Raw genomic sequence first — 26,975 nt, 5'->3', positions numbered from 1 at the left:
GGCCTTTCGCCAAAGACTTGGAGTGGGCTAAAGCGTTCGATCATGGCATTAAACCCCGACGCACGGTAAGCCTCGATAAAATGAGGGCTTACCTAGTGACCCGGTCCGCGGCCTGACGGCAGCCGGGCGATCAGATCCGCGGCCAATGCACTGTATACGGCGGCGACGCTGTCCAGCAGCGGCAACAGCCTGGGCAGCGCCTCGCCCTCCTTGACCGACATTTCAAGCTCCGCCGCGAGCGGTTGAAGCGCCGTGGCGCCCAGCACGGCTGCATTGCCCTTGATCGTGTGCGCCATGCGCCGCGCGTCCTGGAACTCGCCGGCTACCAGGGCTGCGCGCAAGGCGGCAATTTCAACATCGCAACGTTCCGCGAACAGTTTCAAGACACGCACATAGACGTCCATCTGATCGCCGAGGTATTCCAGGCCCTGCCTCGCGTCCAGACCCTCGATTTGCGACAGCACACCGCGAAGATCCGAAGCGGCAGGAGCACTAACCGGCGCCTCGGGGGCAGGCCGAGGGTGCCACGGCGCCGCAGCGGCCGGCGCGCTTCTGTCGGCCTCTCCGCCGGGAGGCAGCCAGCGCAGCAGGGCACCGAAAAGCGCCGCCGGCTCGATCGGCTTTGCCAGATGCTCGTTCAGGCCGGCCTGCTGCGAGGCGGTACGATCTTCGGCGAACGCGTTCGCCGTCAGCGCCAGGATCGGCACCGTGTCACGGCCGGGCATCTGCCGGATCATCGCCGCGGCCGTCAGTCCGTCCATGACCGGCATCTGGATATCCATCAGAATCAGATCGTAATCGTACTCGGCGACCCGCTCGACCGCCGCGCGGCCGTCCTCGGCCACATCCACGCTCAAACCGCAATCGCTCAACAAATCGAGGACGACCTCGCGATTCAGCGCGTTATCCTCGACCAGCAGCAAATGCGCACCGGCATGACGCGTGCGCACCGCGGCCGGCGTCGCGGGAGTTTGCAGAGCGGGGTCGACCCGGCCGGCAGCAGGATCGCTCCCACGCAACAGTTTCGCCGTGAACCAGAACAGGCTGCCCTGCCCTGGCTCGCTCTCGACACCGATCTCTCCCCCCATCAGGTGCACGAGCCGCCGGCTGATGGCCAACCCGAGTCCGGTGCCGCCAAAGCGACGGGTTACCTCTCCGTCAGCCTGCTCGAAGGCCGAAAACAGCCGTTGCATGGCCTCCGGCGCAATTCCGATGCCCGTGTCCTGGACTTCGAAGCGCACCAGAAGATGTCCGTCATCCTCAGCCACCAGCCGCGCACGCAGCGCAATCTGGCCCGCTTCGGTGAACTTGACCGAGTTGCTGACGAAGTTGACCAGGATCTGACGCAGACGCAGCGGATCCCCCATCAGTGTGCAGTCCAGCCGCGGGTCGGTCTCAACTCTCCACACCAGCCCCTTCTGGGCAGCCGAGTCGTGAAACAGCGCTTCGACGGCCTCGAACAACGCCTCGATCCCGAAAAGGGTCGCGTCGAGCTGCAGCTTGCCCGACTCGATCTTCGAGATGTCCAGGATGTCGTTGAGGATGGACAGCAGATGCTGGGCCGCATCGACGATCTTACGTAGGCGCTGCGTCTGCTCGGGATCGACACTCCGCTCGGCGAGCAGATGTGTCAGGCCGAGTATCGCGTTCATCGGCGTCCGGATCTCGTGGCTCATGTTCGCGAGAAAGGTGCTTTTGGCACGATTCGCCGCCTCGGCCTGATCGCGTGCGTCGGCGAGCGCGGCCTCGAGGCGGCGGCGCTCGGTGACGTCGCGCAGGCCGCAGTAGAGCAGCTCGCGTCCCTGCAACATCAGCAACGTCAGGGACACCTCGATGAAAACATCGGCACCATCGCGCCGGAGCCACTGCCAGTCGAAGCGGCAGGGTGCGCCCCGCAGCGCGGCACGGAGGAGCTCCGCGGCATACTCGTCGCTGCGGCGGCCGTTCGGCTGGATTTCCGGCGAGAAATCGACCGGCGAATGTCCGATGATGTCTTCGCGACCGCTGGCGCCGAGAACGGCCACCGTGGCATCGTTGCACTCGACGAACCGCCCCTCGTGAATCAGCATGACCGGATCGAGCGCCCCTTCGAACAGCAGGCGGAAGGTTTGTTCGCGCTCCTGCAGCGCCACCTCCGCCCGTTTGCGCTCGGTGATGTCGCGGCAGATCGTTGCCAGGACTTCGACGTTGCCACTGCCGTCGGCGGCTTTCTCCGCGATGATCAACTGCGATACGGGGATAAGCGATCCGTCGCGGTGCCGGACCAGGTTGTCCTCGAACCACACGCCGTGCTCGATGGCCGCGGGCAAGCCGACCTCGGCCACCCGTCGGAAGGTCTCGGCGTCGTGGTAATCGGAAATGTGCGCGGCATCCAGCAGCTCATCGTCCGGAATGCCCAGCATCCGTCGACCTGCGCGATTCATGTATGTGATCCGGCCTGAGGCATCAGCGGTCGCGATCATGTCGCCGCTGGCCTCGACGACCGCGATGAGCCGAGACCGCTCGGCTTCCGCCCGCTTGCTCTCGTCGATGTCCGTATGCGTGCCGATCATTCTCAGCGGCCGGCCATCGGCAGTCCATTCGACCACCTTGCCGCAATCCAGAACCCAGCGATAGCTGCCATCCTTGCAACGTAGGCGGAACTCCGGCGCATACCGCGCGACACGGCCTGCGAAGTAATCCGTCAAGACATTGAACACGCGCTCGGCGTCGTCGGGGTGAATCCGGGTCTGCCACTCCTCGACGTGGCTGCGCCAATCGCCCGGGGCATAGCCGAGCATGGTCAGCAAACGCGGCGAGTACAACACCTCGCCGGTCACGACATTCCAGTCCCAGACCCCCATGTCGTGAGCTTCCAGCGCGACCAGCCAGCGCTGCTCCTTGTCCTCAAGCTCGCGTTCCGACTCTTTCTCGGCGGTGATGTCGCGATTGACACCCACCATGCGCAGGGCGCGCCCGTCCGCATCGCGCACGACGCGCCCAAAGGCTGAGATGTGACGAATCGCCCCGTTGGGATGCACCACCTTAAAGTTGGTCCGGAACTCACCCAGTCCCGCGATGGCTTGCTGAATCTCCCGCTCGGCCCGAAGCTTATCGTCTGGGTGCAGCGCGCGCGACCAGGCTTGGTACGCTGAAGTGAACTCATCGGGCCTGCTCCCGTAGAGTTCAAACATGCGCTGGTCCCAGATCAGTTCATCTTCCGGGATCCGCCATTCCCACACACCGATCTCCGCGGCGTCGGAGGCGAGTTGCAGGCGCTCCGCCGTGACGGAGAGTTGTTGCTGCGCCTGCAGCAGTTCCGCCGTGCGTGCGGCGACCGCAGCTTCGAGGTCCTCCAGGTAGCGAAGCTCCAACTCCTCGACACGCTTGCGGTCGCTGATGTCCTTTGCGACACCGTTGTGGAGCACGTCACCGTTAGGGCAGATGCTGACATGGGCATCGAGGCGCAGCCATCGGATGCTCCCGTCCACGACGACGCGCCCCTCCCACCAGTTGTGCTCCTCGCGGCGGGCAATCGCTGCTTGCAGGTTGGGCCAGTCGTCCGGGTGCACGATGTCGAAAGCGGCCTGGAGGTTTCGCACCAGCGTCGCGGCGTCAATGCCCAGCAGTTCTGCGAAGCGGTCGCTGACATAGTCCATGCCCATCGTGCCGTCGGGGCGTATCCGGAACGTATACACTCCAATCGGAATGCGTCCGACCAGTTCGTCGTAGCGCTCCATGCTGTCGCGCAGCGAAGCCGCAGCCCGCTGCTCGTCGGTCACGTCCCAATTGACGCCAACGGTCCGAACCACCGCCCCGGACGCATCGTGCTGCAAAAACGCGAACGAACGGATGTGTCTGACGTCGCCGTCCGGCCGGCAGATGCGAAAGGCGGTGTCGTAGGCGGCTTCGCCCTTCAGTGCGCGAGCCCACAGATCGGCCTGGGCGTCCCGGTCCTCGGGCGCGAGCGCGGCCACCCAGTCGGCCACCGTGACGGCAGTGCCGGGCGGCAATCCGTAAAGCCGCAGCATCGTATCGTCCCAATGCAGGGCGTCGGACGCGACTTCGAATTCCCAGACTCCGATGCCAGCACCCTGTACCGCCGCATCGAGTCGCTCGCGCACACGTTCCATTGCAGCGTCGGCAGCGCGGCGCGCGGTCAGGTCGACGACGCTGGCGATCACATGGATCTGGCCGGCCACCGTCACCGGCGCCAGGCTGACGTCGACCGGAATCTCATAGCCTGCCGCATGCTGCCCGCTCAGTTCGCGCCCCAGGCCAAGTTGATGAGGTCGGGCGTTGTGCAGGTAGCCGGCACGCAGCGCGGGGTGCGCCTCGCGCACCCGGGCCGGGACGAGTTGCTCGATGACGACGCCGTTCAATGTCCCCTGCTCGTAACCAAAGGTCTTCTCGGCGGCCGCATTGGCCTGTTCGATCACGCCGCTTTCGGAGACCAGCAACATCGCGACCGGCGAGGCTTCGAATATCCGATTGGCCCGCTGCTCGCTCTCACGCAGCGCCTCCTCGGCGCGCCGCCGGGCCGTGATGTCCGTCAGCAGGCAATGCGTGCGGATGAACCGACCGGCAGCGTCGCGCTGAACCCGTCCTTCGAGGATCACGTCGACGGCGCTGCCGTCCTTCCGCGTCAAGCGCAATTCCACCGAGGTCGTCGACTCACGCTTGAGGCTGGCGAATTGGTCCGGGAACGCTGGACGCGCCGTGTCGTCCCAGACCTCGTCGAAACCGCGCCCCAGCAGTTCGGTGCGTGCGTATCCCAGCAACTCACAAAGCTGCTCATTGACGTCGATGAAGCGCCCCTGGATATCCAGCGACTGGTAAGCCATCGGCGAGTTTTCGACCAGACCGCGGAAGCGCTTCTCGCTGTCGCGCAGGCGCAGTTCCAGTTCCTTGCGCTCGGTGATCGGCAGCAGAATTCCAGTCTCGCGGAGCGGCCGGCCCGATTCGTCCCGTTCGGTTCGGCCCTTGTCGAGCATCCAGACCCATTGCCCGTCCTTGGTGCGGACGCGGTACTCGCAATCGAAGCCGTCGCGGCGTCCGGCATCGCTGTCGGCGAGTTGCGCTTCGATGGCAGGCCGGTCGTCGGGATGGACCAGATCCAGCCAACCGCGATTGGCGCAGACCAGTTCATCGGCCGCGTAACCCAAGGTGGCAAGCAAGCGCGGGTCGATCCGCGACGTGCCGGTGCGACGGTCGGCATCGTAGTAGCCGCCGCCCGAGGCCTCGAGAGCCAACTCGAGTCGTTCCCGGGACAGCCGCGACTCGCTGTCGGCATGCTCGCCGGTCGGGGCAGGGCGTACGACACCGACCAGCCCGATGGACCGACCGGAGGCATCACGCAGCGCGGTCCTGGTGATCTCGAAACGCGCCGGGGCAGTCCCCGCGACGTAGCACAGCCATTCGTCGTGACGGCGCGGCTCGTCCGATTCCATGGCTTCGAGATCCTGGGCCTCGAAGCGGGCAGCGAATTCGGGCTCGACCAGATCGCGATCCGTCTTGCCTCGGATGGCCACATCCGACAGTCCGCACAGCCGTTCGAACGCGGGGTTGCAACCGAGGTAAACACCCTGACAATCCTTCAGCCAGACCGGGTCCGGGACGCCCTGCATGAAACTGCGGAGGACAGCGCACTCGGCCGCCGCGATGCCAGTCTCCACGTTCGCTTGCGCTCCAACGCCGGGGTGGTGGCCGCCTGTCGATTGGCTCATCAGGATCTGTCCTTCGTGGAGGGGGCGCAGCGTTGCGGTGGTGGGCCGGGAAGGGCGCGCGGAAACAGCCATCATTGGAACTATTTCCAAGGTGTAGCCTAGCGCAAGGACGGCAACCAAGGCCAGAAACATTGGCCAACGGACGACGCCTGTTACCTCGGGGGAATGTCGGCCGGGGTATCGCTTAGTGCATTGCCTCGATGGGCCAGCGCAGGCCGGCCCGCAGTTCGATTCTCATGGTTCACCGGCGTTGGCTTTCGTGTTGGCGTCGCGACGAATCGGCGCAGCTCCAGCGCACCGACCCGCCGGGGCAGGAAGCAGAATCCGCAGGTGAATGGCGGGGACAGCCTTTTTTTAAGAATCATTCTCAACTATGATGTCCATGACCTTCACACGTCTCCGGAGATATCGCGATGCAGACCCCAAGCCCCACCTGTCGAATCGAGATCCTCGCCCGCACCGAGCATTGCTCAGTCGGCTACTGCCGCCGTTGCAACGTCTTCCACGTCGACCTCGGGACTGTCAGCCTGAAGCTTCATGCGCTGCAGGTGCATGCTCTCGGCGGCAGCCTGAACCAGGCTCTGCAGGTCTTCAAGCGCGCCATCCTCCAAGGGGAAGCCCCGGGAGTTCGACCCGCGCTCGAAGAGTCGATTCATTGACGGCCCTTGGCCGTGCATACTTCCCGCGTCGCAACCGCCGGGCGGCGCCACGAACCTGAAGCCGCAGCGCGCGGCCAGCAGCCGGCATCTTTTCCCTCGGCAATAGGAGTAGCCAACATGTTGTCACGGTCCCTGTTTCTCGGCGCAATGGTCCTGTCGGGATGCGCTCCGCTTCCCATCGCGGACTTGTCCCAAGTGAGCGACGCCGCGGGCAGCCAGCCAATGGTCGGTCAGCCAGCCCATACCCCGCTGGGTGGCCTCATGTACACCGAGTACAGCTACTGGCATCGCTCCGGGGCGCGCATCCTCGACGCCAGTCGTCAGCCTTTCGGGCTCGGCGGCCTGTTCATCGGTAGGGGCGAAGTGGTGTTTCCGGCCCGGCTCGGCAAAGCCGAGGTCTACTGCTCGGACAAGAAGATCTATTCGGACCCGATCGCGGGATTCGTCTCGAAGGCCTGCTTCACGGACACCGGTCAGGATGGTGTGTTCGACTCGGTCCAGGTCGCGCCGGAACAATCGACATGGGTCGAACGCGCACTGTCGACACCGCTCCGCTATTCGAAGATGGACATCCCGGTACCGCACCGCGGCTCGTTCAAGTACGAACTCGCCTACGACGGGTATGCGGATCACACGCTGCACCTCTCGTACCGCGAGTATCGCGGCAAATCGCTGGACCGGCCCTCGTACACGCAACAGGCCAAATATGACATCGGGAGCTTCCCGACGTCGGTCGTCTTCCGCAATGTCAAGATCGAGGTCACGCAGGCCAACAACCAGGAGATCATCTACACGGTCCGCAGCGGGTTCTGACCGGGACGATCCCGGCACTGACACGGACGATGCCCGAACTCGGCCCTCTGCGCCCGGCAGGTGAGCCGGTCGCCGACACACGCCGTATGACCTTCGTCCGGCCCCCAGGAGACCTCAGGTACTGGCGCAAAGACCTCGACAAGCGCCCCTTACCCACTTATCTTCGCTGACGGCCTGATCCTTGACCACGCGGTGAGAATCAGGCCCATCGGGAGCCTGACAAGAACTCGGCAGGGGCGTCGCATGCTGCATATTCCGATCAACGAACAGGGTTGGGGCCTGTTCGTCCAGCTCATCCGGAACCTGACCCGGTCGGACGTCGGCGGCAAAGCCGTTGCCCTGTTCGTCACGTTGACCGTGTTGCTGTTCGCGACGAACGGCCTCAACGTACTGAACAGCTACGTCGGCCGTGACTTCATGACGGCCATCGCCAACCGGGAGACGACGACCTACCTGCGTGAAGCCGCCATCTACCTGGGCGTGTTCGCCGCATCGACCGTGGTCGCGGTACTGATCCGCTATGCGGAGGAAAGCCTCGGAATACTGTGGCGTCAATGGATGACGCAGCGCTTCGTCGAACTCTACCTGCAGTATCCGACCTATTACCGGATGAACGATGCCGTGATCCGGAACAGCGGCATGGAACACCCGGACCAGCGCATCGCCGATGACGTCCGGACGTTCACGACGACGACCCTGTCGTTCGCGCTGATGCTGATGAACGGGCTCTTCACGATCGTCGCGTTCTCCGGGGTGCTGTGGCGCATCAGCCCCACGCTGTTCATGGTCGCCGTCGGCTACGCCGTGTTCGGGTCGCTGCTGACGGTCTGGCTGGGCGGCGCATTGATCGATCTCAACCATGCGCAACTGGACAAGGAGGCGACGTTCCGCTCAGGACTGCTGCACATCAGCGAGCGCGCGGAGTCCGTGGCGCTGCTGCACCGGGAGAAACCCTTGCTCCGCAGGTTGCTGATGCGGCTCGACGACCTGGCCGGGAACTTCCGCAAGATCGTCAAGGTAAACCGCAATCTGGGCTTTTTCACGACGGCCTACAACTATCTGGTGCAGGTGCTGCCCATTCTGCTGGTGGCTCCCTTGTACATGCGCGGTGAAGTGGACTTCGGCGTCGTCACGCAGTCGGTGATGGCCTTTACGACCCTGGTTGCCGCCTTTTCATTGATCATCACGCAGTTTCAGTCGATCTCATCGTTCGCCGCGGTCGTCCAGCGCTTGATCAACCTTTGGTATGCGGTCGAACTGGCGCAGACCGAAACCGTCTCCGGCATCGACTGGACCGAAAGCGACGACCGCGTCGCCTTCGAGAACCTGACCCTGCGTTCCACGACCGACGGACACACCCTGGTCCGGGAACTCTCGGCCTCGATCCCGCAGGGCAAGCGCACCCTGATCACGGCCATCGACGACGCGGCCAAGGACGCGATATTCAAGGCCACGGCGGGAATACTCGACATCGGGCGGGGCAGGGTGTTCAGGCCCCGCCTGAGCCGCGTGTTGTTCCTGCCCGAACGGGCCTACCTGCCGCCCGGCACGTTGCGTGAGGCGCTGGTATCAGCCGGGGAGCCCGGCAGCGTCGACGACGAAACCCTTATCGCCACGTTGCGCTCGCTCGGGATCGAGTCCGTACTCGCCCGGACTGGCGGACTCGACAAGGAGCAGGAGTGGGAAACGCTGCTGACCTTCAACGAGCAGTACATGCTGTCCTTCGCGCGAATTCTGATTGCATCACCCCCATTCACGGTGATCAATCTGCCGAGCGCCGATCTGAACCCGGAGCGAATACGCCTGATGCTGGCGCAACTGTCCGCGGCAGGAATCTCGTACCTCGTGATCGGCCGTCCCGGTCAACAGAACACCGAGGAGCAGCGACGCAGCTACGATGCCGTGCTGGAGATCGAACTGGATGGCGGCTGGGCGTGGCAGAGCGCGGCATGATGGACACCCGTATCTCCGCCGCGATGACCCGCATCGGCGGATTCCCAACCTCGGCGGGCGCCCACCGGCATGCTTCCGGCCGTCCGCCGGCAGGACGGGCACCGTGGCACTGAACGCTGCGTCCAGTGACGGCACCGGGTATGCCCGAGTCCTGCAGCCCGACGCGGCGAAGGTATTCAGCGCGCGGGCACAGCGTTTGCGGGCACTGGCCTCGATGGAAAGCGGTTTGTCCCCGTTCCTCGCACTACTGGCACAGATTGCCGACGCGCAGCAAAGCGTCTGCTCGACGCTGGCGACCGGCGTATTACAGCCGATCCTGAGGGCTGGGCCTGTCCCGCTCGGCGCGGATGCCCCTCTTCCCGACATCTGGCTGACGGCGCTGCGCGCGCTGCTGAATGCGTTGCAGGTGCCGGATGAGCCCATCGGAGCCTGTATCGCACGCCTCGGACAACAACCGCCGGAAGCGCTGCAGGATTTCGCCGTTGCGCTGCTTTCAGGCAATCCGAACCAACTGGACCGCAGCGACGCAGCGCTGTTGGCCGCGGCACTGCAAGTGGTCTGGACCGCCGCAGCCGCACAACTGGACCCCGTCGCTCTGGACCCCGACCGGAGCCCGCGGGGCTGTCCAGCGTGTGGTTCGGCGCCCGTCAGCAGCGTGCTGCTGGCCGGTGGCAACACGCAAGGACTGCGCTACCTGTGCTGTTCGCTTTGTTCAACGCAGTGGAACCTGCCCCGGATCCGCTGCGTCTGGTGTGGGGCAAGCGGCCGCATCGGCTACTACCACGTCCAGGATTCCGACGCGGGCGTGCGGGCCGAAGCCTGCGACGACTGCAAGACCTATACGAAAATCCTGGATCAAGAAAAGCACCCCGGGCTTGAGTCCTTCGCCGATGACCTGGCGACGCTTGGCCTGGACGTGATGATGGCGGAGGCGGGCTACGCGCGGTTTGGGCTGAACCCGTTTCTGTTGCCGGGGGTTTAGCGAGAGGCCGGCGCGCTGGCACGTGAGCTGGCAACGCGGGAAAGGAGGAAAGGACACCGCATCGCCGGAACCGGGTTACGCGAGCCCCTCCCCTCGGGAAGACTTGTCGAGAAGAGTTAGTCCGCTGCGCCGCGAGCGTTGTAAAGTGCGAAGACCTCGTCCGGCGTGCCGGAGGCCAGCAGCCGACCACCTTCGAGCAGGAACGCACGGTTGCACAGACGCCGAATGATTTCCTCCGAGTGCGACGCCAGAACCAGGATGCCGGACTGACGCACCAGGCCCTCCAGCCGTTCCTGAGCCTTGTCCAGAAACCGGGCGTCGCCGGCGCCGATCCATTCGTCCATCAACAGGATCTCCGGCACGAAGCTGGTCGAGACCGCGAACGCCAGTCGCAGCAACATACCGCTGGAGTAGGCGCGGACCGGCATATCCAGATACTCCCCGAGTTCCGTGAACCGGGCGATTTCTTCCGTCTTTTCCCGCAGTTCATCCCTGGAAAGTCCCATCAGCAAACCGCGCAAAAAGATGTTCTCGTAGCCGCTCGCCTCCATGTCCATGCCGAGCGAGGGATCGAATAGCGCCGCGGCCCGCCCTTGCAGCTTGACCGTGCCCTGGCCCGGCTCGAAGATCCCGGACAGGACGCGCAGCAGGGTCGACTTCCCGGCACCGTTGGGCCCCACCAGGCCGACACGTTCCCCGTGCGATATCGTGAAGGACAGATCCCGGAGCGCCTTGACGACAACGGTATCGTTCGACTCGCGCGCCACGCGCCCGCCGCTGCCGATACGCACTATCGCCTTTTTCAGCGAGCGACTGCCGGCGCCGAACAGCGGAAAATCCAGCGAAACGTTCTGTACGGTGATATGCGCCACTGAACTACACCCAGAATGCGATGCGGCGGCGAAGCCGGGCAAACATGAAGAAAGCCACCAGGGAACCCAGCAGTGCGCAACCCAGGGTCACCGCCCAGGTCTGGAGCGAAATCCCGTTACCCAGCATGGGGCCCCGGATCAACTCGACGAAGTGGAAGAAGGGGTTTTCCTGCACGAACACGGGGCGGCTGGTCAACAGCTCGGGCTTCCAGAGGATCGGGGTCATGAAGAAGACGACCTGCACCAGACTGGACACGACTTGCGGGATGTCTCGGAAGCGCGCGCACAGCGCGCCGAGCACCAGACCGGACCAAAAGCCCGTGTAGAGGATGATCGCCAGACCGGGAAGCAACCAAAGGAGCTGCCATGTCGGCACGACCTTGAAAATCAGGGCGACGGCTACGAACACCAGCGCATTGTGGAAGAAGATGATCAGATTGCGCCAGCACAGTCGAAACAGATAAAGCGACACAGGTAATCGCAGCTGGCGAATGTAGCCCGTAGCGCCGATGAATGCCGTACAACTGTCAATGACGAGCGTCGAAATCAAATTCCACGCGACAAAGCCGACCGTCAGAAACGGCAGATAGTCATCGAGCGGCGTCTTGAAGAGATCGCCGTAGACGTACCCAAGCGCACCGACCATGACACCCATGCTAAGGGTCAGCCACAACGGACCGAGGATTGAACGGCGATAGCGCTGCCGGACGTCCTGCCATCCCAGCATGCCCCAGATGGGCCAGGCCCTTAAGCCGTCGGCAAGGTCTGCGAAGGCCAGACGAAGTTGGTTCATGGATCGAATGGTCGATTGGGAGGTCCGAGTTATAGCGGCCGTTGCCTAGCTGACAAAAGCGGGGCGCTCATTAAAGTATTCCGGCAACGAAGCGCCAGCAGCGATAGCCGCTGAAACCGAAACAGCAGCAGGCGACCGGGAGTTCCCCCGTTCGTCGCGCAACCCGACAAAGGCCGCTGCGACCACTGGCGCTTATCGGGCCGACAACGCTTTACAGCTTGTGCGAGACCAGCCTGACCTCGCCCTCTCGTCCTGAAAGTGTCATCGGCGCGATTCAGACACGGATAGCTCATGCCAAGCCGCCCGAATTCGCCATCTGACAGCAGGCACGCATTTTGTCCGAACGCCCGTCGAGGCGCAACTCAACCTGTGCTCAGCGGCGACTACAGACGGCCTATTGTGAATGAAGGTAAGTGCTCCAAAGGTCCCAGGCTGTCCGCTGCGGTTAAAGTCGTGACCGCAGACTGGGGGCGCCCCGCGCACGGCTGGAAGACCGCCATGAATCAGTTTGCGATACTCAACGAAGAACGCTTCATCCGGTGATCACAAGACCTTTCCCTGAACCCCTCACACACAGAATTTGTGACACTCCCTTCCTAACAGATTGCTCAGGCAATCATGAGGTGATGGCGGGGTAGGTCAGACCGTGACTGGCAAACACCGCTTCTCTAAGAGATCCTCGAGATCGCTAAGTCGAGCAGGCATCAGTGACCGATTCAATCAGGGCCCGCAGTCAATCAGCCGCAGATCAAGGCAGGATGTATGACAGCAATATTTGCCGTCTTCACCGTCATCGACGGAACGCTTGGCAAACCGGGGCGACCAGGTTTGCGAGGATTGCCCCCTGTCTAGCAGTTGATCGTTATTGCGGTTTACGGGCCTCGATACGGCCCATTCCGACGCGTGACTGAGGCAGCCATTGGGCATGCTCAACAACAAACTCTTTAAAACCGGCTTCTGCCAACTCTTGCAGCATGCTGTCGAGGGTGCCGTGGAGCACCGGGTCCTCCACCTCACGGCCCTCGGAGTAACACCACAAGTTCCGCGTGAAGGGCACAGTGTCTACAGTCAAGACGATCGAGCCGCCCGGTTTCAATTGATGAAAGGCTTTGCTGATCCATGCGAGTCGAGTGTCTCGTGTAAGATGCTCTATGACGCTGACGCTGACAACGGCGTCCACCAACTCGCCATGGAGTTCCAGATCCTGGTACGCAATATTCACAGAACGAATTCGCGGATCCAGTTCCGCGTAATCAAGGAATCCCCATTCGTTCCAGGACTCGGGGGATGTGTCGTTCCGCCGAGTCGGATGTGGGTCGGCTGTAATGACGGAGTGCCCACGATCAGCAAGCAAGAAGGGCAGCACACTAACTCCGGCGCCAGCCTCGATGATCCGTAGATCCCGACGACCGGCAAGGCGTTGTATGATCCAGGGATACTCGATGCAGCGCGGCAGATGATTGGGAAAGAAGCCGAGCTTTGCGCGGGAGACGCACAAGGCTTCAAGCAGCAGGAGCGGATCGTCCACCAATGGGGCGGCGCGGCGCAGAGTCGCATCCGTGATGTCCCGGGCTGCCCGGGCCGAATGCGCCGGCAGCGCAACACAAGCCAACAGTCCACGATACGCGCCGACCGGAATGGGCATGAATCCTTCGTTCGAAAGTGATTCGGACAAAGCCTCGTGGAAATAAGTCATTGGACCCGTCGCGACGGGTTGGTCGTCGAAGCCGGAAAGCAATACCGGCTTGCCCTGGGCCAGTAGGTGCCGAATCGCCGCCCGATATTCCCGTTGGCTCGACAGATGAATGAGTAAGTCGAAGCAGATGAGCAGGTCCGCGCTCGTCTGGAGCGGCGCGTCGGTGATGTCGTGTTGTACCCAGGTCGCGTGCGGGTTAGCCTGGAGATAAAGGGGCCGGGCTGCAACCGCCAGGTCGGCTGCATGGACCCCGATGGTAGAAGGCAACTCGGACACCGTTTGCCCGTCGCCACCGCCTATGTCGAGAACAGTGCGTGCCCCCAGGAGCTCAACAACCTTAGCGAGCAGGCGGCGCTTGACGGCAAGTGTCGCCCCGCGGGAGCCGACCCCTGAGCCGAGCCGCGGGTTTGACAAGTATCTCGCATTCCAAAAGGCGCTGTTGTCGAAGTGCTCCCGTCTCCAGTTTTCCAAGCGGCGATTCACTTCATTGATAGCAGTGTTGACTTTGGGTAGGTCTGGCACTGGACGCAAGAAAAACTGATCATCCAGGGCTTGGTGATAATGCAGGATCGCTGGGTCGCAGTCGAGCGCAGGTGGCTGGCGCACATGGGTCGGCACATTGTAGCGCCGCTCGAGATCGGCAAACGGTGTCCGGAGAGCGGTAATTGCCATGGCAAAGGCAATCTGGTCAATATGCATCCATTGATCGTCGAACACGGCGCGACGCTTCAGGCACCAAGCGGCCCACTTGCGCCATTCGGACGCGAGGGGCGCGAAGACATCTCGAGATATCAGATAGACCCCGCCGTTCACGTTGCCGCGAACGGTTTTCCCACCGTCGACATCGGCGACGGCTGGTATCAGCGGGAGCCCTGCTTCAGCGAAGAGTCGCTCGACGATAGCGATGCCTGGGCGTTCGAAGTCCACGGGCTTGCCCATGGCGCAGCCGGTCGCCAGTGGCGGTTCTTCCAGGACAATGACGTCGCAGTCGAGCAGCACAACGTCATCGAAAATGCGCTCAGCCAGGCAGGGCAGTTGCTGAAGCTTGTTGCAGTAAGGGTGATCCGGGTATGCATCTACCGGCACGATGTCGACGTTCAAGTCCGACAAGCGGGCAAGAATCCCTGGGTCGGCCGCAGCATTCACGACATGCAGAACGATCTGCCGCGGCGAGACCCCCGCAAGCTCGGTCAAGGACCACACCAGGTACCGGGCCTGGAGTGGGAATGGGCCGATGGCGTCGACAACCGCGGAGTAAAGACGTATGGACATCGGAAAAGGCTATCACCCCGGGAGGCGTGTTACCAGCGCAAGCTGGCTGCCACCCTTCCAAACTCAAGGCGCTCAGAGCTACGATGTTTCGGCATCGAACCCCTCCGGAGCTCTTGATTAAGTCGTTATCGCAAAATAACTTTCTCAGAGTCCCTGCCTCAAGGGACCCGATCCCTGTAAGCTTTCGGGGCTAAGCTGTGTGGCCGCGGGCCCTTATGGACACCTCGAGAAACCTACGTCATGAGAGAATCGCATCGTCGATAGACAGCCGAGCGAGCCGACGATCAAAGAGATGCTGTTTGCCGCGAAGGAGGGCGGGGTCGAAAATCAATCGGTTGGGGGATTTTCTGCGAGTGCTGAATGGGCAGTTTCATTTCGCTACGCTGGCGGCGGCGATCGACCAGGCCCTCCCGCGTCCTGGTCGGGAACGCGATGGACGTCCGCCGTTTCCGACCGACATTATGGTGCGTGGGCTCTTGCTGCTGCGACTGTACAATCTCAAAGGTGAGCAGATGGAATTCCACCTGCTCAATCGGTTGTGTCTCCAATACTTCTCTAGGTTGCGGCACAGCACTCAGATTCCGGATAGCACAACGCGACGGGCGTGCCGGAAGCGCCTGATCACCGCGGGCGCGACGGACACCCTGTTTGACGCAGCCAATCGAGAGCTGGCGAAGCACGGCCACCCTGCACGGGTTGGGCAGATCATGGATGTCAGTCTGATCCCGGTTCCGCGGCAACGGATCGGTAACGACGAAGCCGAGGTTCTCCAACAACAGGCCACGCCCAGTGAGTGTGCGCCTGCGACACGACGGAAGAAGAACACCGCGGCCCTCTGCACCGAAAAGCGCGCCAAGGCAAGCCATTATTTGGAATGCCAAAACTCCGTAACACCCGCATCACCCAGAGCCGGGGTGCGCATGGAGCACTTGTTTGCCGCCTTGGAACAACTGGACGGCGAGGGGCTCGCGCTGTATCGGCTTGGCTCCCACCACGCCACTGCTCCACTGGAAAAATGCGACCTATCACCTAACTCGGTTGTGCAGACTGAAAACCTTGGGCTTGGTCACCGTATTTCGCACGAGAAGCGCCTGAAATCCGCGAAAACGGTGATTTCGGGCTTCAAATGGAACCACTCCACGGAAAAAAGCCGGAGATACTGGGCTGTCAAGCACCTGCAGCGTGTCTCCTGGCCGCGCCATCGGCTCTTGCAAGGTTTTTGGAGATGTCTTACTGCGTTGTTAATGCTTGCAGCGTGCCTAATCGAACAAACCTGCGTGGAGCGATTAAAATGACTCAAAAGAGCGAGAACGGCGGAGCGACGTTCGACGACAATAATGATGGTAGAGGGCCGTCCCCTGAACCTTTTCTCTCGACCAAAGGCTACTGTGTCACCTGCGACTCCAGTGTCACGTTCGAGTCTTTCCACCCTTGGCTCCGAGACCACTTTCTCTGTTCCAACTGTCGAAGCATTCCAAGAGAACGAGCGCTCATGTTGGCCATCGAGCGATTCTTCCCGAGTTGGCGTGAGTTCCGCGTACACGAATCGTCTCCCTGCGGCAGAGGAGCGAGTGTCAAGCTGAGGAAGGGGTGCCGTGAATACATCGGAAGCCATTTTTTTCCTGACATCCCGCCCGGCCAGACACATGCATCAGGCTGGCGTTGCGAGAATCTCGAAGCCATGTCCTTCCCCAATGAGTCTTTCGATATGGTCGTGACCCAGGACGTGATGGAGCACATTTTTGACCCAGCCAAGGCCTTCGCGGAGATCGCCCGAACCCTGAAGCCGGGGGGATCCCACATTTTCACCGTCCCCATCGTACGTAAAGAAAAGGAAAGCCAGGTACGAGCCTTGCGAGACCGGAACGGTAATGTCGTGCATTTGCTCCCCGAGAACTATCACGGCAATCCGATCGATGCCAACGGATCCCTTGTGACAATCGATTGGGGATACGACATTGTGCCGTTCATAGAAACGCACAGTGGACTACTCACGACGCTTGTTTATTTCGACGACCTCGCGCACGGAATACGAGCGGAGCTTATTGAGGTATTGATCAGCAGGAAACTGCCAGCCTACTCCAAGCTTAAAGCCTGACACAGGACTTTTTCCTTGCCGCGCTGCACACAGATCTAACCAACCTGGCATACCGGCGCAGTTTACGGCGCGAGCACTGACGGATTTCCTCCGTAGACGATGGCCTTTACCGACTCTTGGCGCCTGATAATTCGCGGCCGACTGGGTTGACTCTGATCCTTAACTATTATCTTGCCAGACGAATACCGCATATTTTTGTAGAAATGGCGGGGGAAACAGAACGTGCTGATGTGCGGAAGCTGCCGCCCTTTGCGCGACAGAGGTCACGGCAGGTCGCGGCGCGGTCCTTTAGACGGGGAAGGTCGACGTCGGCGATTGCCTGGAAATTGGGGGGTTACGCTAACCGACGGTGTCGGACGGGTTGGGCCGCGTGCCGCATCGACGCAGTCCGGCCTATCGGCCGAAAGCCGAACTGTGGGCTAATATCGGCGCCTGACGCTGGAGTAACAGGCGTGCATCGGCACGGCGTCGTCGACAAGACACTGAGGCAGATCAAACTGCGCGATGCACTTGGACGGCATGTGCGGTGCGTGCGTTGATCGAGGACTACTTTGGGATCGAAATCCCCGCGCGGACGGTCGGCGTCTATCTGGCGCGCTGGAGGCTCACCCGACAGCGTCCCTTGGAATGCGCGTTCGAACAACACCCGGCGGTGTTGCAACAGTGGCTGCCAGCGACTTATCCCGTCATCGCCGCCCGCGTCAAGCGCGAAGGCACAGAAATCTGTTGGAGCGACGAGACAGCCATCTCGTCAATTGAGGAATTCCCCCTCGGCTATGCCCCAAAGGGTCAAGCGCCGGTGCTGGTGCTCTCGCAGTCGAAACGGGAGCCCATCAAGCAGATTTCGGCAATCAGGAATCAAGGGATCATGGGCTTCATGCTGGATCGCAAGGCCCCTAACGCCGAAATGCTCATCCAATTTCTGCAACAGCTCATCCGCGAGTCGCGGCGCAAGGTTTTCCGTATCCTCAATAGTCTTCGACCAAGTGCATCACTGTCGTTAGCATAACGTCCCTGACTAAGGCTTCATTTTGATAAAGTTGGTGTTCATGAGAACACCGATGAAGCTGACCGTGAGTGAAGAGGACCGAGCGACCCTGGAACGCTGGCTGAAGAGTCGCGCGGTGACGGGCAAACAGAAGCTGCGGGCCAAACTGGTGTTGCTGACGGCGGATGGGGCGCCCTCGCAGGAGATCCTGGACACGTTGCGCATTAGCGCGCCGACCCTGAACCTGTGGCGGCGGCGTTATCGGGACTGCGGCATCGAGGGTTTGAAGCAGGGCAAGACGCGGCCGCCGCGGCCGCCGCGGGTGCCGCCGTTGCCGGTCGAAAAGGTCCAAGCGGTGCTGACCTTGACGCTGACCGGCAAACCGGCGGCGGCGACGCATTGGAGTTGCCGTACGCTGGCGCAACAGGTCGGCATTTCGCGCATGGCGGTGCACCGCATCTGGCGCGAACACCGCCTGAAGCCGCATCGGGTGAAGGGCTTCAAAGTCTCGAACGATCCCCAGTTCGAGGCCAAATCGCGCGATGTCATCGGGCTGTATCTTGACCCCCCGGAGAAGGCCATCGTGTTTTCCGTCGACGAGACGAGCCAGATTCAAGCGTTGGACCGGACCCCGCCCGGCCTACCGATGAAGCCGGGGAAAAATGGCACCATGACGCATGACTACAAACGTCACGGCACCACCACCTTGTTCGCCGCACTGGATGTCCACGCCGGGACCGTCATGGGCGAATGCCTGCCGAAACACCGGAACGACGAGTTTCTGAAATTCCTCAAACGACTCGACCGGCACACTGACAAGACCTTGGCCGTCCATCTCATCGTCGACAACTATGCCACCCACAAGCATCCCAACGTGAAGACCTGGTTGGCCAAGCATCCGCGCTTCCATCTGCACTTCACCCCAACCTCGGCCTCCTGGCTCAATCTGGTCGAATGCTTCTTCCGCGACATCACCGAAGAGCGCATCCGGCGCGGCGTCTTCCATAGCGTCGCCGACTTGGAGCAGGCCATCATGGAGTACTTGGACCACCGCAATGCTCATCCCAAGCCCTACCACTGGACGGCCACACCCGACGCCATCCTCAACAAAGTCGCTAAAGCTAAAGACACGTTGGGGACGTTACACTAGGTGACGGCTTGGCCCGGAGATCACAAAGGCCACATCGAGCTGATTCTTTCTGCCCAGCTATTTGCCCGTACTTAACCCAAAGGGTACCTGAATGCGGATCTCAAGGCGCGCATGCTCGCCGCGGCCCCGTCCGCAACGATGACCGCATCAAGCGCAAGGTCCACTCCCATCTCCGCTCACTCGAGAAGCAGCCCGCCCGCATTAGCTTCTACCGATCTCGTCTTCCTGGCTAGGGCAGCGGCTCCGAGGTTTCTACTGACGACCGTACGGACTGTTCCGAATCGCCCTAAGCTCCAGCTCCGCGGATGAAACGCCGCCAAGAAGCCACTCATGTCGATCGGAGTTGATCTGGGTTAGAATCAAACCAATGCTGGGGCTCGGGATCGTGCGAGTGCGGACTCTCTTTGGCAACACCGCACCCGGCAACTTGGCGGCGATCGCCAAGGGATAAGCCGCTACGCCGTAACCCATACACAGTTCCTCGACGCCAACTTCCTCGTATGAGTTCGACATTGCCCGCCGCCCATCACCGCGCTACACACCGAGAAGGTTCAGACTCGAACTCCCCAATGAGCCCTGGAGTCAATCTGGTCGTCGTATTGGGTATGCACCGATGCGGCACGAGTGCGCTTGCGCGAGGCCTCATCGAGTTGGGCGTCGATCTCGGAGACAATCTGATGGAGGCGGTGAACGCCTACAACGACAAGGGGTTTTGGGAGAATCTCGATGTCGTTGGCTTGAATGAGCGTTTGCTAGGCGTCCTGGGCTCTCGTTGGGACGCGCTGGCGCCGATCACCGACTGGAGGTTCAACGATCCCGCCGTAGCGGATCTACTCGCCATCGCAGTCGAAACCGTTTCGCACGCCGCCGACCGGCCACGCCCATTTGGATTCAAGGATCCGCGTACAACAAGGCTTTTGCCCTTCTGGCGGCGCGTCTTTACTGCTTCAGGCCTGCAACCGGGGTATGTGATCGCGCTTCGCAATCCACTCAGCGTCGCCGCTTCGCTGCGGGAGCGTGATCAGTTCCCGCCGGAAAAATCCTGTTTACTTTGGTTGCAGCACCTGTTCGCCGCGGTATCCGATACGGCGGGGCACCCACGGGTGATAGTCGATTACGATCGACTCTTGGACAACCCTCCGCGGGAGATCGGTCGGATTGCTGACTGTTTCGGGTGGAAAAAGCCCTCGGCGGAAAGGCTTGCGCGCTCCGTCTACGTGCGTCGGTTTCTGACACCCAGCATGCGCCACACTAAGTTCTCGCCACAGCGCTTGTCGGATCAACCGGAGTTCGGCGGCATTGTTAAGCTGGCCTACGACGTGCTGCTGCGTGTCGCAGACGGTAGCCTGGGCATAGACGATTTACCCGGTACCGGCGAGTGGCAGCGAATCGAAGCCACTTGGCAAGATCTGAGCCGCCTACTGCCCTTTGTGGGAGATCAAGAGCAACGGCTGCAGTGTGCGCGCGATAATTTCAGAGCGGCTCGGGAATCCAAGACGCAGTTGGAAGAGGGCTATGGAGCGTTAGAGGCGAGTCTGCATCAGCGCGAAGAGGCAGCCCTCGAAGCCATAGCCCAAGCCAAGGAACTAGAGATTCGAGTGGCCGACCTAGAGCGCGACCTTCATGCGGCACAACAGCGGGCCGCGTCACTCACCAACTCTCTGTCTTGGCAAGTCACGACTCCATTGCGAGCGATCTCCGACGGCCTAATGCGAGTGAAATCTCGACTCGCCGGCACTATCCGGGCTGTGTACGTTGCCTTGCCCCTCAAGGTCGAACGAAAACTTCAGTTCAAGGCTCTTGTGTTCTCCACATTACGTCCCATCCTGGCGCAAACTGCGAGTTATCGAGCCTGGGTGGAATTCGAAAACCTGAGACGGAGCGCCGAAGGCGGAGACAGAGAAAGCGCGCAGGAATCGACTGACGACCACAGCGGCCAGGGATGCCCTGGCCTACTGGGTCTGCGGCCCAGCCTCCTGGCGCCTGTTCTAGATATCCGGACAGCCAATGCGGAGACTCTCGGTACGCATCTAGCGCGGCTTCCTCAAGCCCCCCAGGCGTGCCCGGATCGGCGCCGTGTCCTGATGATCGATTTTTGGATCCCGACCCCTGACCGATCAAGCGGGTCAGCACGCCAATATGAACTGTTGAAGTTCATGAACCAAATCGGTTCATCGGTCGACCTCCTCCTTCATTACCGAAGGGATGCACACCCAGCCATTGGCCTATCGCCTGCAGAACTGGAACGTTACGAGGCGGCACTGCGGGATGTCGGGGTACGGTTGATCTACGGAGCAGAGCAAGGGCTTATCGAAATCGTCAATACCGGCCACCTCTACGCCAATGTATGGCTAAACTTTCCAGAGATTGCTTATGAGTATTTGCCTTGGATACGCGCCCATGCAATCAATGCTCGGGTAATTTTCGATTCCATCGATCTTCATTATCTGCGTTTTTCCCGCGAGGCGGAGATCTCCGGAAACCCCGAGAGCTTGGGTTTAGCAAACCACTATCGGAAGATTGAAACAGTTTGTGCGAACTGCGCCGATGTGACCATCGCGATAACCGAGCGAGAGCGAGCCCTGCTAAGGGAACTTGCGCCCGGAAGTCACGTGGAAGTGGTACCAAATGTCCACGAGCTTGCGACACACGTCCCTTCCTATTCCGAGCGCAAGAACCTTTTCTTCATCGGTGGATTTGCGCATCGCCCGAACGTAGATGCAGTCCTTTATTTCGCCAACGAAGTTTTTCCTCTGATTCGAAGGGAGATTACCGACATCGAATTCCTGATAGTAGGCAGCAACATGCCCGACTCCGTCCGTGCTCTCGGAGGCCCCGGGATTCGCGCCATTGGCTACGTCGAGGATGTGTCCACATACTTTGAGACTAGCCGTGTCTTTGTCGTCCCTTTACGTTATGGCGCCGGCATGAAAGGGAAGTTGGGGCAGGCCATGAGCTATGGACTACCGTCGGTGACAACCGCAATCGGGGCCGAAGGGATGTATCTCGAACACGGTCAACATGCCCTTATTGCCGATGCACCCAGCGACTTTGCGAGAGACGTGATCGCACTCTACAAGAACCCAATCCTTTGGATGCAGCTATCCACGAACGGCATGAGCCACCTCGATGAACGGTTCTCGCCGCGCTCGGTCAAGCAGAAGGTAGAGGCGCTCCTATCTTGCGCCAATTCCGCCGCGGAAGAGTCTCTGAGCTATCCTGATCATTCTCATCATCGGTCTGCAGGCGTCGGGCGAGCGGCATGAGGACGAAAGACCGGGTCCTCGTCGTCGGCGTCTACCTGCTCGACCACGAGAACCGCGCGGAAGACATTACGCGCGAACTTTCTTCTGCACACAATTGGGACGTCGAGCAGTCTTGGGCGGCCCTTGGTAAAGGCAAGGTCCCGGAACGCCTGAGCGCAATAACGGCGCTGGTTTCCCAGGCGTCGATACCGAAGTTCACTCTGCTCAACCGCCTCCTCGCCGAACGACCATTGCAAGACTATCAGTTCATTCTCGTAGTCGATGACGACATAGGCCTGCCTCCAAACTTCCTCGATAACTACCTCAACATCGTCTCCCGCTGTGACTTTGCCCTGGCCCAGCCCGCACGCACGCGCGACAGCTTCATAGATCACCCCTTTGTGAGCCAAATGCCTGGAATCGACGCTCGCGAGACACTCTTTGTGGAGATTGGACCCTTATTCTCTATTCGCCGACCTGCGTTCAGTTGCCTGCTACCCTTCGACGATGAGTCCGGAATGGGCTGGGGCTACGACTTCGTCTGGCCGGTCTTACTCCAACAGCGCGCGCTGCGACTCGGTATCGTTGACAAGTTTCCTATCGCCCATGACCTTAGGAAACCGGTCACGCACTACCGCCACTCCGATTCCGACCGCCAGATGCAGGACTTCCTCAGCCAGCGCGAACATCTCGCCCCCGGGGACGCATTTACCATAATTCGAACGTATGCAACGCCGAAGTCCCCACCGCTCCTATAGCGCGGATTGGAAACTGCCATGCAACGGAAACCACTGATCTCGGCTATCCTCACCACCTTTAACCGCGCTGGTTACCTGCCTCGGGTATTGGAGGCGCTCGCTGCTCAGACACTCGATCAAGGGCAGTTTGAAGTGGTCGTCGTGGACGATGGCTCCTCAGACCAGACACACGCCGTGATCGAGGGTTATCGCCACATAATTCCCGGACTTCGGTACGCGTTTCAGCGCAACTCTGGGCTAGCAGCCGCGAAAAACCACGGGATTTTCCTTGCCCGCGCGCCGATCGTACTTTTTCTGGACGACGACGACGCAGCTGACCCGAGACTTCTAGAGGAACACTTGATCTGCCATCGCACAAACCCCAGCCTACACCATGCCGTGCTCGGGTTCACGGACATGACTCCAGAGATCGCGAGTGATCCTCTGATGGATTTCGTCACCGGACCAGGTGGTTATCTTTTCTCTTACAGCGACTTAAGAGAAGGCGACGAATTGAGCTATAGGTATTTTTGGGGCGGCCGTTCCTCCGCTAAGCGTGAATTGTTTGTCCGTCACGGTCTTTTCGACCCGGTGTTTCGTTTCGGATGCGAAGATATCGAATTGGGTTTTCGTCTTTCCGCCTTTAGGCTAAAGGTCATATATCATCCGAAGGCGCGCACCTCCATGATGCGCTCCCTGAGCCTTGCTGATTTCCTCCGCCGATGTAGATTGCAGGGGGAATCACAATATGTGTTTAGTCAGAAACATCTTGTGCCCGAAATTCTCGAATACACGAACGTTTTAAACTCTGAAGCCCAGTGGCAGCGACTTGAGCCGTTGGCGGACTCAATCTTTCGGAGCGCACTAGCTTTAGATACTTTCGTTCGTACGACCAAGACCCAAGACCTACAGATAGGGGAGCATGTAATTCAAGCCTTATCATGGGCTTACCATCGCGCCTTTCAGGCTGCTAACTATCAAGGTATCGTAGGCAAGCTACGGCAACAGTTTGCATCCATTTGACGCGACACCCTCATAGAGGGTCCGGCCACCGACAGCTGAATGGGGGGGCTCCGCCTTGATGCCCGATTTTCCCGGTCCAGCGTGCACGCCCAAGTTCCGCAGTTAATCGAGTAGGTATATGATTTGACGACCTGTGATCATCAAAAAATGTGACTACAGCCGGCTATTTCGGGACGGGCACTTGCAGTGCGGCGAAGAGTTCGAGTTGTTCGGGGGTGGTTCGACAGATGCCGGAATAGGGTTTTCGAGCCAACGGTGGCGCGGTGCTGTTGGATCCGGCTCAGCAGTTGTAAGGCGGTTTTGGGGCTGGCAGCGCTGCCGTTGCTTTTCAGGCGCAGCTGGGCCGCGATCAAGTCCTCCACCGCCGTGCCCTGATCCAACAGTGCATCCATGGCGCGCAGCAGATGATCGTGCGAGATCACGCTCGGCAGGTGCAGGTTGGCGACCGTCTGGAGCCAATCCACACACCCCAGCTTGGAATCAGGGGCACACGGTAGTTAGAAAACCATCGCGCGCACCAGGGCCTCCGCATCAACGTTCTGGCGCGACGACCGCAAGGCGCGTTGGATCAACTGGCCAAAGCCGAGCTATTGCCACAACTGCTGCACAAAGACATCCCGGTAGGCCTTGGAGCTCTCGTATTCCGGCGCGAACGCCGCGTTGGTCGTACGACCGAGCGCGCGGTTTAGTCCGTTGATCAGCGGATCAATATCCTTCTGTGCCGGTTGATCGAGGCGGCCGCGGTTGGCGATGACCTTCTGGCGCACCGCGCCGGAGTCGATTCGGTAGGATTCCACGAGGTGCAGGTAGCTTCGACCGCCAGATCGGGGCATGCGCGTATACATGTGCGCAGCACAGCACTTTTACAGGCCTTCCCTCAATTCACTCCGGAAACATGGCGTGACACTGCAGCCCAGCGCCGCTCGGACCTACCTTTGTGCGCTACGTCATTGAAACATCAGACGTGAATTGGGCACGTCGCCTGGAATTCCGTTCAGAACTGCGGAACTTGGGGCACCCAACTCAACAAGGTCTGCGCCGTGCAACCCATCTTGCCGGCGATCGATATCAAGGCAGCCCATTGTGAAGAATTCCTCGCGACACTTGAACACCAAGCGCACGGCTCGCTCACGAACCTCGGGGAAAAACTTCGTTGACTTCTTCATGGCTCCATCTTCTCAGGATTTCGAGCCTTCACCAAACCCTGGCGGTTCAGCATTCCAGAAGCCACTTCTGTTGTTGGCGATGCCGACCACCGCTTGGATTAACCCCCCCGCCCGCAGTAAAAGAAAACGACCAGCCAGCTCGTCGGCCCCACACCAAATAAGCGTCGCGGGTCTCGCAACGTAATTGACGCGTCCGGGCCACGATTTGCGCTTGATGCACGTCCAGCCCCACGACTCGCTGGTCCAGCAGTTTTAGTTCCTTTCCGCTCCCTCTCGTCTTAAACTGCGACAGATAGGACGGAGGGTGCCGGAACCGAGACCCCCTGAACGTGACGGGTCGCCAACTGCCTGGCGGACGTGTCCTAACTACGAAGTCGATCTGGCCTGCCGGTCGGTTCGGCGGGTCGCGTTAGCATGCAGGGTCAAACCGCCAAGACCTATCACGACATCCTCCCGCCGTCTTCAATCCCATCGTTTCTTTGATCTTCCGGCGCAGCGCACCTCGCCATGATCGTTAGCCAGACCGGAAGATCAGGCTGGATGAGATTCATCGCTAGACAGGTGGGTTTTTGCCTTTTGCTACGCCCCCCCCTTTTTCGCGTCCAAGAGTTTTCTCTAGGTGTTTTTGCCCATGAATAATGAGAAGTTTCTACACCTTTTATATCGCAGCCTTCTGCATCGGGACCCTGAACCGGGCGCCGTCCAGGCTTGGATTAACCAGATGCGGGCAGGCCTCTCCGAAGCCGACGTCACGGCAGCTTTTTTGTCGTCAGATGAATACCTAACCGTCAACACTGCGCGAGCGCGACTGTTCCGGCCTCCCGGGCACTTCTACAGCCCAATTGTGGATGTAAGCACCGTAGCGCATCTGTTTGGTGATGTGGGGTGGCCCTCGTCCCTGCCCGGGATTGACCTAAACCCCACGACTCAGTTGGCCATGTGGCGGCGTTTACTGCCGCATCTTCAATCAGCGCCGTTTTCGAAAGCGGGCGTTGTGGAAAGGCGTTATCGCCCAGATAACCCAGCATATGGTGTCGGCGATGCAAGTGTCTACTTTGCGATGCTCATGACATATCGACCGCATCGTATTGTGGAAATTGGTTCAGGTTTTTCTTCTGCGTGTGCCTTGGATACAATCGAACACCATCTGCGGCAGGAGGTTAACGTTACTTTTGTCGAGCCCTATCCACAACTTCTCGATTCGCTCTTGACGTCTAGTGATCGAGTGCGTACCACGATAATCCCTTCTGAGGTCCAGAGCGTTGACCTTGATGTGTTCCGCTCTCTTGATAGCGGTGATTTTCTCTTCATTGATTCTACACATGTACTCAAGACTGGCAGCGACGTTCACTTCGAGCTCTTTGAGATCTTGCCGGCACTCAACCCCGGCGTTCATATTCATATCCACGACACTTTCTGGCCCTTTCAGTATCCCCGCAGCTGGGTTGTTGATGAGAACAGATCCTGGAACGAATTATATGCGCTAAGGGCGTTTCTGATGTATAATAATAATTATAGTATTGAGTTTTTTAACGACTATTTCGCGAAGGTACATCACGACACTGTGCAGCGCGACTTTCCGATGATGCTTGATAACCCCGGCGGCGCCCTCTGGTTGCTAAAGAACCTCTGAACAAATGCGGCTGTTGAGCTATCGCCAACAGAGCACGTGAACGCGGTGACCGGATGAAACAGACGAGCTTCGCCTCGCTGGCCTATGACCAGAAGAAGAAGCAGACCCGACGGGAGAAGTTCCTGGCCGAGATGGAGCAGGCGGTACCCTGGTCGGAACTGCGGGCGGTGATCGAACCGTATTACCCGAC

18 protein-coding genes and 3 pseudogenes are annotated in these 26,975 nt (G+C 60.5%); 13 read left to right on the top strand and 8 right to left on the bottom strand.

All coding sequences use genetic code 11. The features are described 5' to 3' along the window. Positions 1-92: 92 nt before the first annotated feature. On the bottom strand, positions 93-5,705 hold the full coding sequence (locus BWR02_RS19625; protein WP_162560255.1) for a PAS domain S-box protein: 5,613 nt from the start codon (positions 5,703-5,705) through the stop codon (positions 93-95). Positions 5,706-6,175: 470 nt separating this feature from the next. After that, the gene (locus tag BWR02_RS19620) at positions 6,176-6,361 is read right to left on the bottom strand and encodes a hypothetical protein (RefSeq protein WP_139559606.1); all 186 of its coding nucleotides are present in this window, start codon (positions 6,359-6,361) and stop codon (positions 6,176-6,178) included. A gap of 120 nt (positions 6,362-6,481) precedes the next feature. On the opposite strand from BWR02_RS19620, the gene BWR02_RS19615 reads away from it, so the two are divergent. The 3 genes from BWR02_RS19615 to fdhE all read left to right on the top strand — a co-directional run bounded on the left by BWR02_RS19615 (position 6,482) and on the right by fdhE (position 10,112). Then, positions 6,482-7,177 (top strand): hypothetical protein, encoded by a 696-nt coding sequence (locus BWR02_RS19615; RefSeq protein WP_139559605.1) that lies wholly within the window; start codon positions 6,482-6,484, stop codon positions 7,175-7,177. A gap of 243 nt (positions 7,178-7,420) precedes the next feature. Next, positions 7,421-9,130, top strand: a complete 1,710-nt coding sequence (locus BWR02_RS19610) for an ABC transporter ATP-binding protein/permease (protein ID WP_139559604.1) — start codon at positions 7,421-7,423, stop codon at positions 9,128-9,130. A 103-nt stretch (positions 9,131-9,233) separates the two neighbouring features. Then, positions 9,234-10,112 (top strand): formate dehydrogenase accessory protein FdhE, encoded by an 879-nt coding sequence (gene fdhE, locus BWR02_RS19605; protein WP_162560254.1) that lies wholly within the window; start codon positions 9,234-9,236, stop codon positions 10,110-10,112. A 116-nt stretch (positions 10,113-10,228) separates the two neighbouring features. On the opposite strand, the gene BWR02_RS19600 is transcribed toward fdhE, so the two are convergent. The 3 genes from BWR02_RS19600 to BWR02_RS19590 form a co-directional block, all read right to left on the bottom strand. Beyond that, on the bottom strand, positions 10,229-10,984 hold the full coding sequence (locus tag BWR02_RS19600; protein ID WP_139559602.1) for an ABC transporter ATP-binding protein: 756 nt from the start codon (positions 10,982-10,984) through the stop codon (positions 10,229-10,231). Between the two features lie 4 nt (positions 10,985-10,988). Then, on the bottom strand, positions 10,989-11,777 hold the full coding sequence (locus tag BWR02_RS19595) for an ABC transporter permease (RefSeq protein WP_139559601.1): 789 nt from the start codon (positions 11,775-11,777) through the stop codon (positions 10,989-10,991). Positions 11,778-12,639: 862 nt separating this feature from the next. After that, positions 12,640-14,667, bottom strand: a complete 2,028-nt coding sequence (locus tag BWR02_RS19590) for a class I SAM-dependent methyltransferase (protein ID WP_162560253.1) — start codon at positions 14,665-14,667, stop codon at positions 12,640-12,642. 293 nt (positions 14,668-14,960) lie between these two features. Between BWR02_RS19590 and BWR02_RS19585 the strand changes: the two genes are divergently transcribed. The 8 genes and pseudogenes from BWR02_RS19585 (at position 14,961) to BWR02_RS19555 (ending at position 23,986) form a co-directional block, all read left to right on the top strand. Further along, the gene (locus BWR02_RS19585; RefSeq protein WP_139559599.1) at positions 14,961-16,040 is read left to right on the top strand and encodes a transposase; all 1,080 of its coding nucleotides are present in this window, start codon (positions 14,961-14,963) and stop codon (positions 16,038-16,040) included. Positions 16,041-16,237: 197 nt separating this feature from the next. Further along, on the top strand, positions 16,238-16,843 hold the full coding sequence (locus BWR02_RS19580) for a class I SAM-dependent methyltransferase (RefSeq protein WP_201276337.1): 606 nt from the start codon (positions 16,238-16,240) through the stop codon (positions 16,841-16,843). A 520-nt stretch (positions 16,844-17,363) separates the two neighbouring features. Next, a pseudogene (locus BWR02_RS21565) lies at positions 17,364-17,501 on the top strand (winged helix-turn-helix domain-containing protein); the annotation flags it as partial. Next, entirely contained in the window at positions 17,496-17,852 is a 357-nt protein-coding gene (locus BWR02_RS19575) for a transposase (RefSeq protein ID WP_328591537.1), read from the top strand. The pseudogene BWR02_RS21565 and the gene BWR02_RS19575, both read left to right, overlap by 6 nt. A gap of 40 nt (positions 17,853-17,892) precedes the next feature. Next, positions 17,893-18,981: an IS630 family transposase gene (locus BWR02_RS19570; RefSeq protein ID WP_139559596.1), complete on the top strand. Its 1,089-nt coding sequence runs from the start codon at positions 17,893-17,895 to the stop codon at positions 18,979-18,981. A 569-nt stretch (positions 18,982-19,550) separates the two neighbouring features. Then, positions 19,551-22,247 (top strand): glycosyltransferase, encoded by a 2,697-nt coding sequence (locus BWR02_RS19565; protein WP_162560250.1) that lies wholly within the window; start codon positions 19,551-19,553, stop codon positions 22,245-22,247. Continuing rightward, on the top strand, positions 22,244-22,984 hold the full coding sequence (locus BWR02_RS19560; protein ID WP_139559594.1) for a hypothetical protein: 741 nt from the start codon (positions 22,244-22,246) through the stop codon (positions 22,982-22,984). Before BWR02_RS19565 ends, BWR02_RS19560 begins: the two co-directional genes overlap by 4 nt. Positions 22,985-23,002: 18 nt before the next feature. After that, the gene (locus BWR02_RS19555) at positions 23,003-23,986 is read left to right on the top strand and encodes a glycosyltransferase family 2 protein (RefSeq protein ID WP_139559593.1); all 984 of its coding nucleotides are present in this window, start codon (positions 23,003-23,005) and stop codon (positions 23,984-23,986) included. 140 nt (positions 23,987-24,126) lie between these two features. On the opposite strand, the gene BWR02_RS19550 is transcribed toward BWR02_RS19555, so the two are convergent. From BWR02_RS19550 to BWR02_RS19540, 3 genes and pseudogenes are all read right to left on the bottom strand, one after another. Further along, positions 24,127-24,450, bottom strand: coding sequence for a hypothetical protein (locus tag BWR02_RS19550; RefSeq protein WP_139559592.1), 324 nt, complete (start codon positions 24,448-24,450; stop codon positions 24,127-24,129). Between the two features lie 123 nt (positions 24,451-24,573). Continuing rightward, a complete protein-coding gene (locus tag BWR02_RS19545) occupies positions 24,574-24,819 on the bottom strand; it encodes an IS1634 family transposase N-terminal domain-related protein (RefSeq protein WP_139559591.1) in 246 nt (81 codons plus the stop codon). 185 nt (positions 24,820-25,004) lie between these two features. Next, a pseudogene (locus tag BWR02_RS19540) lies at positions 25,005-25,152 on the bottom strand (IS3 family transposase); the annotation flags it as partial. A gap of 631 nt (positions 25,153-25,783) precedes the next feature. Between BWR02_RS19540 and BWR02_RS19535 the strand changes: the two are divergent. Together BWR02_RS19535 and BWR02_RS19530 are read left to right on the top strand one after the other, a co-directional pair. Continuing rightward, positions 25,784-26,785: a class I SAM-dependent methyltransferase gene (locus tag BWR02_RS19535; protein WP_139559589.1), complete on the top strand. Its 1,002-nt coding sequence runs from the start codon at positions 25,784-25,786 to the stop codon at positions 26,783-26,785. A gap of 53 nt (positions 26,786-26,838) precedes the next feature. Then, a pseudogene (locus BWR02_RS19530) lies at positions 26,839-26,975 on the top strand (IS5/IS1182 family transposase); the annotation flags it as partial.

Origin of the sequence: Methylotetracoccus oryzae, assembly GCF_006175985.1 — a bacterium.
In the GTDB taxonomy this organism is placed as follows: domain Bacteria; phylum Pseudomonadota; class Gammaproteobacteria; order Methylococcales; family Methylococcaceae; genus Methylotetracoccus; species Methylotetracoccus oryzae.
This window is presented reverse-complemented; position numbering and strand designations above follow the sequence as displayed.